Origin of the sequence: Paraburkholderia sp. DHOC27 (genome assembly GCF_003429005.1) — a bacterium.
Taxonomy (GTDB): domain Bacteria; phylum Pseudomonadota; class Gammaproteobacteria; order Burkholderiales; family Burkholderiaceae; genus Paraburkholderia.
Genome location: NZ_QVQV01000001.1, coordinates 644758 through 658208, shown reverse-complemented (window position 1 = coordinate 658208; position 13451 = coordinate 644758). Strand labels below are relative to the sequence as shown.

Sequence of the window (13451 nt, the reverse complement as noted above, 5' to 3'; positions counted from 1 at the left end):
ACCGCCAGCAAACGACATGCAACGGCACCACACCAAGGCACCACACCAAGGCCTGCACGAACGCCCCGCGAAGACACGACTAATCAGAACGAGGACGGGAAACCATGTCGCATGTATTGCCCGATCGGCTGTCGCCAGGTTCGCCCTACCCACTCGGCGCGAGTTGGGATGGTCTAGGCGTCAATTTCGCGGTGTTTTCCGCGAATGCCCAGCAGATCGAGTTGTGCCTGTTCGACCCGACCGGCCGCAAGGAAACGCGGCGCTATACGTTGCCTGAATGTACGGATGAAATCTGGCATGGCTATTTGCCCAATGCCCACCCCGGCACCGCGTACGGCTTTCGCGCGCACGGGCCGTATCAGCCGCAAAACGGGCACCGTTTCAATCCGCACAAGCTGCTGCTCGATCCGTATGCGCGCAAACTCGTGGGGCAATTCCGCTGGTCCGACGCGCTGTTCAGTTACCGCGTGCATTCGAACCGGCTCGATCTCTCCATCGACCGGCGGGACTCCGCGCCTGCCATGCCGAAGTGCGTGGTGATCGACGAGGCCTTCGACTGGTCGCACGACACGCGGCCCAACGTGCCGTGGGGCGACACCGTCATCTACGAGACACACGTGCGTGGCGCTTCAATGCGGCGGCCGCATCTGCGCGCGCACGAACGCGGCACCTTCGCGGCACTCTCTTCGCCGGAGTTCATCGAGCATCTGCAAAAGCTCGGCGTGACTGCCGTGGAATTGCTACCCGTGCATGCGTTTCTGAACGACCGCTTTCTGGTGGAACGCGGTCTGCGCAATTACTGGGGCTACAACACGGCAGCGTTTTTTGCGCCGGAGCCTTCGTATCTGAGCACGCACCGGCTCGACGAAATGCGCATTGCCGTGCGCCAGTTGCACGCGGCCGGCATCGAGGTGATTCTCGACGTGGTCTACAACCACACCTGCGAAGGCGGCGAGATGGGCCCAACGGTCTCGTGGCGCGGCCTCGACAACGCCAGCTACTACCGGCTCGTGCCCGGTGACGAGCGCCACCACATCAACGACACGGGCTGCGGCAATACGCTGAACCTGCCGCATCCGCGCGTGCTGCAAATGGTGATGGACTCGCTGCGCTACTGGTCGACCGCTTTCAATATCGACGGCTTCCGTTTCGATCTGGGCGTCACGCTCGGGCGCGAGCACAACGGCTTCGATCCTGGCTCCGGTTTCTTCGACGCGTTGCGTCAGGATCCCATCCTGTCACAGCGCAAACTGATTTCCGAGCCGTGGGACATCGGGCCGGGCGGCTATCAGCTCGGCAATCATCCACCGGGCTTTGCAGAATGGAACGACCGTTTCCGTGACACCGTGCGCCGTTTCTGGCGTGGCGACGCCGGCCTGCGTCCCGATCTTGCCGCGCGTCTGACGGGTTCGGCCGATCTGTTCAATCGCCGCTTCAGAAAACCGTGGGCGTCGATCAATTTCGTGGCCTCGCACGATGGCTTCACGCTCGCCGATATGGTGTCGTATGAGCACAAACATAACGAAGCCAACGGCGAAAACAACAACGACGGCCACAACGAAAACTGCAGTTCGAACTGGGGCGTGGAGGGTCCGTCCGACGACCCTGCGATTCTCGCCACCCGCGCACGCGTGGCACGCTCGCTGATTGCGACGCTCTTCATCGCGCTCGGCACACCGATGATGCTGGCCGGTGACGAAGCGGGCCGCACGCAGGACGGCAACAACAACGCGTACTGCCAGGACAACGAATTATCATGGATCGACTGGGAGCACGCGGGCTCGGAAGAAGGTCGCAAGATGACCGACTTCCTTGCGCGTGTGATTGCGCTGCGCAAGCAGCACCCGTTGCTGCGCGAAACGCGCTTTCTGTTTGGCGACCGTGAAATTCTGCCGGGTCTGTACGACGTGGGCTGGTTCGACGAGCGCGGCGATCCGCTCACCATTGAAGCCTGGCAAGACCCGGAAGGACGCGCGTTGACGCTGCGGCGTGCGGGTCCAGGACTGAACGGAGAAACGGAAGTATTGTTGATGATGCTCAACGCGTCCGCCGACACGCTGCGATTCACTCCTCCTGCACCGCACCTGGAATGGCACGTGCTTATCGACACCGCGCATCCTGAGATTGCGTCGCATGCGTTGACCGCGCCGGAAGTCGAAGTCGAGGGGCATGCGCTGGTCATGCTGATGGCGCAACCGGTGGGCGACGCGGACTGGCAGGCGGGCTGGAAGGCGGGACCGGAGCACGGTGAAAAGTTGCTGACCTCCATGCCGCCCGGCCCGGGCATCTGAAGGCCCGTTAATCAGCATTTGCGAGCCGTGCGGCTCACCGTGAGTGTCGTGCAAGGCCGTAGCAGAGTAAAACCGAATGGTGACGAATCATGTCCGAAAGTCCGATTGATCCTCATGCGCGCCATCACGCGCATTGCTTGCCGTTCGGCGCGCATCTGCTAGGCGCGGCGAGTGCCGCGCCGCGCACGCGTTTTCGGTTCTGGGCGCCCTCGTGTGATTCGGTGCAGGTGGAAATCGAAGGACCGGGCACGCCCGCTTCGTTCGACATGACCGCTACCGGCAACGGCTGGTTCGAAACCGAAGTCGATTGCGGCGCCGGCACGCTCTACCGATATCGCCTGAGCGACGGCACGCTCGTCCCCGATCCCGCCTCGCGTTTCCAGCCACAGGACGTGCACGGCCCCAGCGAAGTGATCGACGCCCGCGCTTATAGCTGGCAGCACGCGCACTGGCATGGCCGTCCGTGGGAAGAGACGGTGTTGTACGAATTGCACGTCGGCACGATGGGCGGATACGCGGGCGTGATGAAGCGTCTGCCTGCGCTCGCCGAGCTGGGCGTGACGTCCATCGAGCTGATGCCGCTCAACGATTTTCCGGGCGCACGCAACTGGGGTTACGACGGCGTGCTGCCGTTCGCGCCGGATTCTGCTTACGGCCGCCCCGACGAACTGAAAGCCTTGATCGACGCGGCGCACGGCCTGGGTCTGAACGTGTTTCTCGACGTGGTGTACAACCACTTCGGCCCGGACGGCAACTACCTGCATGCGTACGCGAAATCGTTCTTCCGCGAAGGCACGCATACGCCGTGGGGTCCGGCGATCGACTTCGAGCGCAGCGAGGTCAGCGATTTTTTCCTCGACAACGCGCTCTACTGGATCAACGAATATCGTATCGACGGGCTGCGTTTCGACGCGGTACACGCCATCGACAACGACGAATGGCTGCGTGAACTCTCGGACCACATTCGCGCCAAGGTGCAGCATGGCCGGCACGTGCATCTGGTGCTCGAGAACGAGCACAACACAGCGAATCTGCTGGAAACGCATTTCGACGCGCAGTGGAACGACGACGCGCACAACACGCTGCACGTGCTGCTGACCGGCGAAACCGAGGGCTACTATCACGCGTTTGCGGATCAACCCATCCGCAGACTGGCGCGTGTGCTCGGCGAAGGCTTCACGTACCAGGGCGATCCTTCGCCGATCCACGACGGCAAGCCGCGTGGCGAACCAAGCGCGCATCTGCGGCCCACCTCGTTCGTGATGTTTTTGCAGAACCACGATCAGATCGGCAACCGCGCATTCGGCGAGCGCTTGCGCAAGCTTTGCAGTGCCGAGGCGTTGCGCGCGGCTACCGGTTTGTTGCTACTGTCGCCGCAAATTCCGCTGTTGTTCATGGAAGAAGAGTTTGGCTCCGAGCAACCGTTTCTGTTTTTCACCGACTACACCGGCGATCTCGCCAACGCCGTGCGCGAAGGACGTCGCCGCGAATTCGCGCGTTTCGCCTCGTTTAGCGACGAGAAACGCCGCGCTCAGATTCCCGATCCCAACGCGCCGCAGACCTTCGCGGCATCGTCGCCGCCTGTGGATTCCGCTGCGCAACCCGATGCACACGACAGGCTCGACTGGATGCACTTCTACAAATCCGCGTTGACGGTACGCGCAAAACTCATCATGCCGCGTCTCGCCCATGCCAAAGCGCTGGGTGCAAGCGTGCTGACGAAGCCGGATGGCAGCGACGCAAACGCGCTCGTCGCGCGCTGGCGTCTCGACGACGGCGAGACGCTATCTATTGCACTGAATCTGGATACGAAAGATGTGGCCTTCGAGCACGCGCCCGATGGCATGGTGGTGTTCGAGACGCCGCCGCGTGCGCGCGATCAGGTGCAGGAACAGACCTTGCCGTCCTATGCATGCGTTGCGTGGTTGACCGGCGACGTCAACGAGTACGCCAGCACACACGATGCACGCAAGGTGGTCGAACGGGAGTGGCACGCATGAGCACGGCACGACGTCCCAGCGAAACCATCGACAGCCTGGCGAAGCGCGCCGGCTTCGAGGTCGAATGGCAAGACGCGCATCACAACACGAAGCACGTGCCTGAGCAAACGCTGGCCGTGCTGCTCGAGCGCATGGGCTTGCCGTGCGGCAACGCCACGCAGATCCGCCAGAGCGCCGCCGCGCTCGACGCCGAATTGTCAGGCCGCAAACTGCCGCCATTGATGACCGCTGAGTGCGGCCGCGGCATCGCGCTGCCCGCTGCCGCGATCAAGGCGAACAGCCACTACCGGATCGAACTCGAAGGCGGCGAGGTGATAGACGGCCGCTTCACGGCGCCGAAGGGCGAGGCCGCGCTGCTCTCGCCGATCGACGAGCCCGGCTATCACACGCTCGTGCTGAACGACCATCGCATCACGCTGGCGGTCGCGCCCGCGCGCAGCTACACGGTCGCGGATGCCTGGCAGGGCCTTGGCAACAGTGCGCCTACTCCGCCGTTGTGGGGCGTTGCGGCGCAACTCTATGGCTTGCGCCGGTCGGGCGACGGCGGCATTGGCGACTACACGGCGCTCGCGCAAATGGCGGTCCAAACCGCGAAGCGCGGCGCGCATGCGCTTGCCGTCAGTCCCACGCATGCGATGTTCAGCGCCGAGCCGGAACGCTTCAGCCCCTACTCGCCGTCATCGCGCTTGTGGCTCAACGTCACGCATATCGACCCGGCTGCGGTGTTCGGCAAGGAAGCCGCACGCGCCGCCATGAAGGCTGTGCAGGCGGACGAGACGTGGACGCAACTCGAACGGCTCACGCTGATCGACTGGCCGCAGGCCGTGCGCATCAAGCTCAAGGTGTTGCGTCATCTGTTCGAACAGTTCTGCGTGAACGAACGTGCTCAGGACGCGCCGCGTGCGCAGGAATTCAACGAGTTTTGCGTCGCGGGCGGCCGTTCGCTGGAAGATCATGCGCGCTTCGAAGCGTTGCAGGCGGTGCAACTGGCGCAGCCGGATGGCGACGGTCATTGGCGCAACTGGCCCGAGGCACTGCGCGATCCGCGCAGCGCCGAAGTCGAAGCGTTCGCGCACGCGCATCGTCACGAGATCGAATTTCATCTGTACCTGCAATGGCTCGCCGCCAAGGGGCTCTCGCACGCCCAGCATGCGGCGCGTGATGCCGGCATGGCGGTCGGCTTGATCGCGGATCTCGCCGTGGGCTGCGACAGCGCCGGCAGTCATGCATGGTCGTATCGCGACGACATGCTGCAAGGTGTATCCGTCGGCGCGCCGCCGGATATCTTCAATCAGGCCGGCCAGGCGTGGGGGCTCACCACGTTCTCGCCACGCGCCATGCGCAATCAAGGCTTCTCGGCGTTCATCGACATGCTGCGCGCGGCCTTCGCGCACGCAGGCGGCATTCGCATCGACCACATTCTCGGGCTGCGTCGTCTGTGGCTCGTGCCGGAAGGCGAAAGCGCGGCAAATGGCGCGTATCTGCGCTATCCGCTCGAAGACATGCTGCGGCTGATCGCGCTCGAATCGTGGCGGCATCACGCGATTGTGATTGGCGAAGATCTCGGCACCGTGCCGCCGGGCTTCCGTGAACGGCTGAACGAACATGGCCTCGCGGGGATTCGCGTGCTGTGGTTCGAACGCGGCGAGTGGAGCGACGGCTTCAAGATGCCGGCAGACTGGGACCGCAACGTAGTAGCCACCACGACTACGCACGATCTGCCTACCGTCACGGGATGGTGGCGCGGCGCGGATATTGTGTGGCGCAATCGCGTTGGCCAGACGCTGCCGCGCGCCGATGGACGCGACCCGGTGGAAGTGGCGCTCGCCGAACGCGCCGACGATCGCGCCCGCCTGTGGGACGCGTTCCAGTGGGCCGGCGTCGCCGCGCATGGCGTGCCCCCGCCGCCGTCCGAATCCGCGCCGGTGGACGAAGCGCTGGCCTTCGTTGCCGCAACGCCCTCGCCGCTCGTCACCTATCCGCTCGAAGATCTGCTCGCGCTGGAAGACCAGCCCAACTTGCCGGGCTCGATTGACGAGCATCCGAACTGGCGGCGCCGGCTCGCGCTGCCGGTCGACGAACTGTTCGCCGAGCCGGCCTTCCTCGACCGCCTGCTTGCGGTCGACCGGTTCCGGCGCGCTTCCGCTTCTCCCACGAACTCATCCACTGCTTCTTCGGGGCCCGACACACCATGACCGTCCCGCGCTCTACGCTCCGGCTTCAGTTCCATCGCGACTTCACCTTCGACGATGCCCTCAAGCACGTCGAGTATTTCGCCGCACTCGGCGTCAGCCATCTTTACGCGTCGCCCATCACCACTGCCGAACCGGGCTCGATGCACGGCTACGACACCGTCGACTACAGTAAGGTCAGCGAAGAATGCGGCGGCGAAGCGGCACTCAAGCGGCTCGTCGACAAACTGCGTGAGCGCGGCATGGGGCTCATCATCGACGTCGTGCCGAATCACATGGGCGTGGGCGGATCGAGCAACGCGTGGTGGCTCGACATCCTGCAATGGGGAAGGCACAGCACGTACGCGCGCCACTTCGACATTGACTGGCATTCGCCCGACCCGGCCTTGCGCGGCAAGGTGTTGCTGCCGTGTCTCGGCGGTTCGTATGGCGACGAACTGGCGGCGGGACGCATCGAACTGCGCTTCGACAAGGACAAGGGGCACTTCCATATCGCGTATGGGCCGCACGTCGGTCCGGTGTGCCCGGTCGATTACGCCGCGATCCTGCACAGCGCGGGCCGCGCCGATCTGAGCGCGCTCGCTGAACGCTTCCAGGGATTGACGACGCAACCCGCCGATCAACCGCGCGCGGCTGAGGCGTGCGCTGCGCTGCGTGAATTCGCGGCACAGAACGGCACGGCCGCGATCGACATCGCGCTTGCGCATTACTCCGCAAGCGATCCCGCTGGACGCGACCGCTTGCATCGCCTGCTCGAACGTCAGCATTTCCGGCTCGCCTGGTGGCGCACGGCGTCCGATGAAGTGAACTGGCGGCGCTTCTTCGATATCAGCACGCTGGCTGGCATGCGGGTCGAGCGTCCGGAAGTGTTCGACGCAGTCCACGTACTGCCGTTTCGCCTCTACGCAGAAGGCGTGATTGATGGCGTGCGGATCGATCACGTAGATGGGCTCGCTGAGCCGCGTGAATATTGTCAGCGGCTGCGGCAACGGCTCGGTGAACTGCGCGAGGGCGAGCCCTATGTGGTGGTGGAAAAGATTCTGGGCCGTGGTGAGCCGCTACGCGAAGACTGGCCCGTGCATGGCACGACGGGCTACGACTTCATGACCGAGGTGGGCGCGTTGCTGCACGACCCGGCGGGCGCCGAGACGCTCGCTGCAACGTGGGCCGATCTCAGCGGACGCAGCCCGGAGTTTGCCGACGAAGCGCTCATGGCCCGGCGCAAGATTCTGGCGGAAAATCTCGCGGCGGAACTGGACCGTGCGGCGCGCGCATTGCATCGGATCGCGCGCGATTCGCTTGCCACGCGCGACTTCACGTTCACCGCGTTACGGCGCGTGCTGACCGAACTGGTGGTGCATTTTCCGGTGTACCGCATCTATCCGCAAAACGGCTTGCGCACCGAAGCCGACAACGTCTACTTCAACCAGGCATTGGCGGGGGCGCGTGAGACCTTGTCGCCGGCGGATTACGGTGTGCTCGATCAGGTCGACGCATGGCTGGGCGGCAGCGCGGCGGAGGAAGCCGTGGTGGCTCGTCCGGGCGGCGCGGCGCAACCCGGCCAGAACGGCACGCAGTTCAGTCACGCGGGCTCGTCGCGACGCACCGCGCAGACGCTCTTTTCGCAATTGACCGCGCCGGTGGCCGCCAAGGCGGTCGAAGATACGGCGTGCTACAGGTACGGCCGTTTGCTGTCACGCAACGAGGTGGGCTCGGACCCCGGTGAATTTGCCTTTTCCATTGACGAGTTTCACGCCGCCAACGCGGAGCGCGCGAAGCGTTTCCCGCATGCCATGCTGGCCACGGCGACGCACGATCACAAGCGTGGCGAAGACGTGCGGGCGCGCCTTGCCGTGCTCAGCGAAATCGCACAGGACTGGAGCGCGACACTGCGCGCGTGGTCGACCTTGAACGCGCCGCAACGTCGTGCGCTCGACGGCAACGTCACGAGTCTCGATGAAAACTGGGCGCCGGGACCGGGTCCCGAGGCGATGCTGTATCAAACGCTGGTGGGTTGCTGGCCGCCCGAACTCTTGCCCGACGACGAGGACGGTGTGAAGGAACTCGCGGAACGGGTCGCACAGTGGCAATTGAAGGCGCTGCGCGAAGCGAAGTTACGCACCACATGGTTCGCGCCCGACGAGGCGTATGAAGAAGCATGCCGTACGTTCCTGTTCGATATCCTCGCGCCGCAGCGGCGTGATGGATTCCTGCGCGAACTGTCCGCGCTCGTAGCACGCATTGGCCAGGCCGGTGCGATCAACAGTTTGCAACAGACCGTGCTGCGCCTCACGTCGCCAGGCGTACCGGATCTATATCAAGGCACCGAGCTATGGGACTTCAGTCTGGTGGATCCCGACAACCGCCGGCCCGTGGATTTTGCTCAGCGTCAGGCGTGGCTCGCTGAAACGCCGCCGTCGGAATTCTTGCCGGAGTGGCGCAACGGCCGCATCAAACTCGCCGTCGTGCAGCGTTTGCTGGCCTTGCGCGCGCATCTGCCGGCACTGTTGAGCGAAGGGGCGTATGTGCCGCTCAAGGTCACGGGCAAACAGGCGGGGCATGTGGTTGCGTTTGCACGCCGGCACGCGAACGCCTGGGCGGTCACGATCGCCACGCATCTCGCTGCGGGTTTGCTCGAGGAAGGTGGCGATGCGCCGCTGGTCGATGCCACGCAATGGGATGATACCGCGATTGAAATGCCCGAAGAGCTGAAGTCGCGCGCGTTGTTCGACTGGCTGAGTCCGGCCGCGCCCAAGGTGAACGACGACGGCTTGCTGTATCTGCGCGATGCGTTGGCGAATATGCCGGTGGCGGTGCTGGTGGAGGATGGGGTGCCGAAGGCTTGAGGCGTGTGCTTGAGGCGTGTGCTTAAGACGTCTGTTAGCCGCCTTCGTCGTCGAATTCTTTCGGATACACGCGCACGAGCAAAATGCGCGGCCCCTTCATCTTCTTGACCACGATGTCGAAGCGGTCGAAGTCGATGCGCTGCCCTTCGCTCGGCAAGTCGTTGAGCGCCTGAATCACCAGTCCGCCCACCGATTCCGCGCGGCCTTCGTCGATGTCGATGCCTAGCGCCCGCTCCAGCGAGACCACCGGCAAGCTGCCCTTGCCCATCAGCGTGCCGTCGTCCATGCGGGTCCAGTCTGCATCGCCTTGGCGGAACTCATCGTGGATCTGCCCGACCAGCGCGCCCAGCAGATTATCGAGCGTGAGAAAACCGATCGGCGCGGCATTCTTGTGACCGACCAGCGCCATATGCGGCGCGCCCTTGCGAAAGCGGCGAAACAGTTCGAGCGCGGGCATCTCGGGCTGCACGTACTGAACCGGCCGCGTGTATTTCGCCAGGTCTTCGAGCGTTCCACCCGCCTGGCGCGCCAGCAGCAGATCCTTCAGATGGATCATGCCCATCACACGCTCGCCCGAGCCGTCTTCGAACAACGGATAGCGGCTGAAGCGGTGCCTCGCCACCACCTGCATGTTGTCGTGGAGCGGCAGATCGCGCCGCAGTCCCACCATTTCGAAGGCCGGCCGCATCAGGTCGGATACCGTCATGCGCGAAAAATCCAGCGAGTGTGCGATGGTGTTCCACTCGTCCTGGCTATAGGCATCTTCCGGCAAATTCGGGCCGCCGTTCGTGACACGCGCGCTGCGGCCACGCAGGATGAGTTTGAGTTCTTCCGTGGAGTAATGCGCGTCGCTGCCGTGACCCGCCGCGAGTCCCGCCAGCCGCAGCACGGCATTCGCGCTGGCGTTCAGCAGCCAGATGGCCGGGTACATGGCCCAGTAAAAGCCGTAGAGCGGCGTGGCCGTCCACAGCGAAATCTTCTCGGACTCGCGGATCGCGAGCGATTTGGGCGCGAGTTCGCCCACCACGATATGCAGGAACGAAATGCACGAAAAAGCGAAGAACAGCGAGACACCGTGAATCACATTTTCCGATTCGATGCCGAACACCCTGAAGACGGGTGTCAGCAATGCAGCGAACGCGGGTTCACCAATCCAGCCAAGCCCGAGCGAGGCGAGCGTGATGCCGAGTTGGCACGCGGAAAGGTAGGCGTCCAGATGACCGTGCACCTTGCCGAGGAGTCGTCCACGTACGCCATGCTGCGTGGCGAGGCTCTGCACGCGCGTCTGGCGCAACTTCACCAGACCGAATTCGGCGGCCACGAAAAAGCCGTTGAGTGCAACGAGCAGCAACGCACCAATGAGGGCAACAACCTGCATCAAGGGAATGGGCTCCGGCAAGCAAAGTTGTCAGTATAGAGGACGAAAGCGGGCTGAAAGAGGGCGTGCGTCGGGTGGCCCCATGGGTGACGCACGCGCGAGCCGTGTGGGTCGCGCGCGTGTCGTTTTGTTTTTTGTGCTTTTGCTTTGATCGCGCGGCATGCGGCCCACGCCGTGCGCGCGGCCGCTGGCAACTTCGCCGTGCCTTGCGAGTGGAGCCGTGCTACGCGCCGCCGGGTACGACGAGCGGGATCTGCAAGGCGAGCGTGGTGGCTTGCCCTTCCTGTACTTCGCCTTGCGTGAAGCTGCCGCCATGCGCCTCGGCAACCCGCTTGCACAGCGCCAGCACCCAGGCAATCCGGCCCGCTTCGCGCGGTGCGCGTGCCTGAATGCGCGCGAAGCGTTCCAGCAGATGGGGCAGGGCTTCGTCGTCGAGTGCGGCGGGGGTGGCGTCATAAACGACGGTGGCGTGCCACGACGTGGCATCGACACTGGAGTTGAGCGCTACGGTTGAACCGTCTGCACTGCTTTCCACCGCGAACGTGAGCATGAGCCACAGCGCCTCGCAAAGGCGCTCGCGGTCGCCGTTGAATTGCTCCGTGGACAACGCCGAATCGAACGTGAGCGATACGCCACGCGAGCGTGCGAGTTGCGCGCGAACTTCGTCCGCGCTATCCGAGAACAAGGCCTGCAATGCAAACGGACCGCGCTCCAGCGCCAGATTCTTTGTTCCCGCGCGCGTGGTATCGACAAGCGATTCCAGCAGCTTCACCTGCTGATCCACCCCGCTGCGGATGCCGACAATGGCGCGTTGCGCGGCGGCGTCGTTGGCATCGAGTTTGCGTTCGAGCACGTAGGCCCAGCTGTGGATGGCATTCAACGGACCGCGCAAATCATGCGACACGAGCGACAGCACATGGTCGCGCATAAACAGCGCGGTTTCCGCGACGAAAAACGCGGTACGGCTCTCAGACGTGGATGTCATAACGCTCCGGACTTTCGTGTTGCGTGTCTTGCGCCTGATGGCACACTGAAAATGTAACCCCATTATAGGCATAGTTAGTGCCGCTGAGGCTCGAAACACGGATTGCATGAAGCATTGAATTGAAACCGTGTGACGCCGACGCAAGCTTACCGGCGATCGCACCCTTTGCGTGTTCGCACGACCGTTTGCATCGCAGCGCGCCCTTACCGCATTCACGGCGTTCACATGAAATGCGCTCCCACTGTGAAACGTTTAGCAGTCCAATTGATACTTGATGCCACTATGTGGATGTTCATCGCCGGGGCGGGTTTTCTACCTCGCTATTGAACGCTGCTCGGCGGCTCGAAACAGACCGCGCATCTTCCGGATGCCACCGGCCGCGACTCAGCAAAACAACCGCCCATCATCGCCGCAACGTCCTACAATAGCGGTTTCTACCGCTTAAAGGAGCTGCTCATGTCGACCGTGACTACCGAATCCGGCCTTAAATATGAAGACTTGACCGAAGGCAGCGGCGCCGAAGCCGTCGCCGGTAAAACGGTGAGCGTGCATTACACCGGCTGGCTGACCGACGGCCAGAAGTTCGACTCGAGCAAAGACCGCAACGACCCGTTCGCGTTCGTGCTGGGCGGCGGCATGGTCATCAAGGGCTGGGACGAAGGCGTCCAGGGCATGAAGGTGGGCGGCGTGCGCAAGCTGACCATTCCGCCGCAACTCGGCTATGGCGCTCGCGGCGCGGGCGGTGTGATTCCGCCGAATGCGACGCTCGTGTTCGAAGTCGAACTGCTCGACGTTTGAGCCTGGTTCGAGCGGCGTCTCGAACGCCGCTTGAGCGTTCAAGGTGAATCTCGCCACGTACAAGCCACGTATCAGCTACCCATAAGCCCCGTAAAAGCCGCGCATGAGCCACGCTGCCATCACTGCCCCCAGCGTTTCGTTGCGCCGCTACGGCGCAATCGAGGCGTCCGATCTGCACGACTTTCATCAGGTCGTACTGGGGCTGGATGGTTCAATGGTCATGTCGGTGGATGGCGTCGGCCAGGAGATCGAGGCCGGTTCAGCCTGGCTGATCCCTGCCGGCGCGCAGCACGATTACGCGGGCATTGGCGAGAATCGGCAACTGGTGCTGGATTTGCCTGCGGCGTCGCTTGCGGTGCCGCAGCGTTTGTTTGACCGGGCCCGGGCGGTTTCGGTGGATGCGTCGTTGACGCGGCTCGTGAACAGCATCGCAGCGAGCGCCGCAGGTGGCATGCAAGACGGCGACGATCTCGCTGCGCGCCGCTTTCACTGGCACGCCGCCACGCGTCTATGTGCGGCGATGCTCGCCGAAGGCGGCACGTCGCAAGATGATGCGCCAGGGTCAGGGTTGGACTTTGCGCGCATCGACCGCTGGCTGCGCGCACATCTGTCCGAACCGCTACGCATTGCCGATCTCGCCGCGCACTGCGGCTTTGGCATGCGGCGCTTTCATCAGCTATTTATCGAGGCATTCGGCGAGACGCCGCACCGCTACCTGCAACGTCTGCGGCTCGATATGTCGATTACGTTGTTAGCCGATCCACGCCGCTCGCTCACCGAGATCGCGCTCGAAGTCGGCTTTGGCGATCAGAGCGCTTATACGCACGCTTTCACGCGGCGTTTTGGACTCGCCCCGGGTCAGTGGCGCGCCGTCCGGCATTGATCTTCACGCAAAGCTGGGCGCAGATGGCAGTGGCTTACGCAGACGTCGGGGCCGGCCGGCGCCCCGCTCTGAGCATCT

At 63.7% G+C, this 13451-nt stretch carries 8 protein-coding genes; 6 read left to right on the top strand and 2 right to left on the bottom strand.

Annotated elements, in window-relative coordinates; genetic code table 11:
- The first annotated feature begins 104 nt into the window (after nucleotides 1-104).
- The 4 genes from glgX to treY all read left to right on the top strand — a co-directional run bounded on the left by glgX (nucleotide 105) and on the right by treY (nucleotide 9329).
- On the top strand, nucleotides 105-2291 hold the full coding sequence (glgX, locus tag D0B32_RS02880) for a glycogen debranching protein GlgX (RefSeq protein ID WP_117332163.1): 2187 nt from the start codon (nucleotides 105-107) through the stop codon (nucleotides 2289-2291).
- Nucleotides 2292-2380: 89 nt separating this feature from the next.
- A complete protein-coding gene (treZ, locus tag D0B32_RS02875; protein WP_117332162.1) occupies nucleotides 2381-4291 on the top strand; it encodes a malto-oligosyltrehalose trehalohydrolase in 1911 nt (636 codons plus the stop codon).
- Nucleotides 4288-6486, top strand: a complete 2199-nt coding sequence (gene malQ / locus D0B32_RS02870; protein WP_117332161.1) for a 4-alpha-glucanotransferase — start codon at nucleotides 4288-4290, stop codon at nucleotides 6484-6486. Before treZ ends, malQ begins: the two co-directional genes overlap by 4 nt.
- Nucleotides 6483-9329 carry a malto-oligosyltrehalose synthase gene (gene treY / locus D0B32_RS02865; protein ID WP_117332160.1) on the top strand — a complete coding sequence of 949 codons (2847 nt, stop codon included), beginning with the start codon at nucleotides 6483-6485 and terminating at the stop codon, nucleotides 9327-9329. The genes malQ and treY overlap by 4 nt, the downstream gene beginning before the upstream one ends.
- Before the next feature lie 34 nt (nucleotides 9330-9363).
- Here treY and D0B32_RS02860 read toward each other — a convergent pair whose 3' ends face one another.
- Both D0B32_RS02860 and D0B32_RS02855 read right to left on the bottom strand, forming a co-directional pair.
- Nucleotides 9364-10710, bottom strand: coding sequence for a hemolysin family protein (locus D0B32_RS02860; protein ID WP_117332159.1), 1347 nt, complete (start codon nucleotides 10708-10710; stop codon nucleotides 9364-9366).
- A 220-nt stretch (nucleotides 10711-10930) separates the two neighbouring features.
- Complete coding sequence (locus D0B32_RS02855; protein WP_117332158.1) at nucleotides 10931-11692, bottom strand: sensor histidine kinase KdpD; 762 nt, start codon at nucleotides 11690-11692, stop codon at nucleotides 10931-10933.
- 456 nt (nucleotides 11693-12148) lie between these two features.
- Here D0B32_RS02855 and D0B32_RS02850 point away from each other — a divergent pair, with 456 nt between their 5' ends.
- Complete coding sequence (locus D0B32_RS02850) at nucleotides 12149-12490, top strand: FKBP-type peptidyl-prolyl cis-trans isomerase (RefSeq protein WP_117332157.1); 342 nt, start codon at nucleotides 12149-12151, stop codon at nucleotides 12488-12490.
- A gap of 103 nt (nucleotides 12491-12593) precedes the next feature.
- Nucleotides 12594-13373 carry an AraC family transcriptional regulator gene (locus D0B32_RS02845; protein ID WP_117332156.1) on the top strand — a complete coding sequence of 260 codons (780 nt, stop codon included), beginning with the start codon at nucleotides 12594-12596 and terminating at the stop codon, nucleotides 13371-13373.
- The last annotated feature ends 78 nt before the right edge of the window (nucleotides 13374-13451 follow it).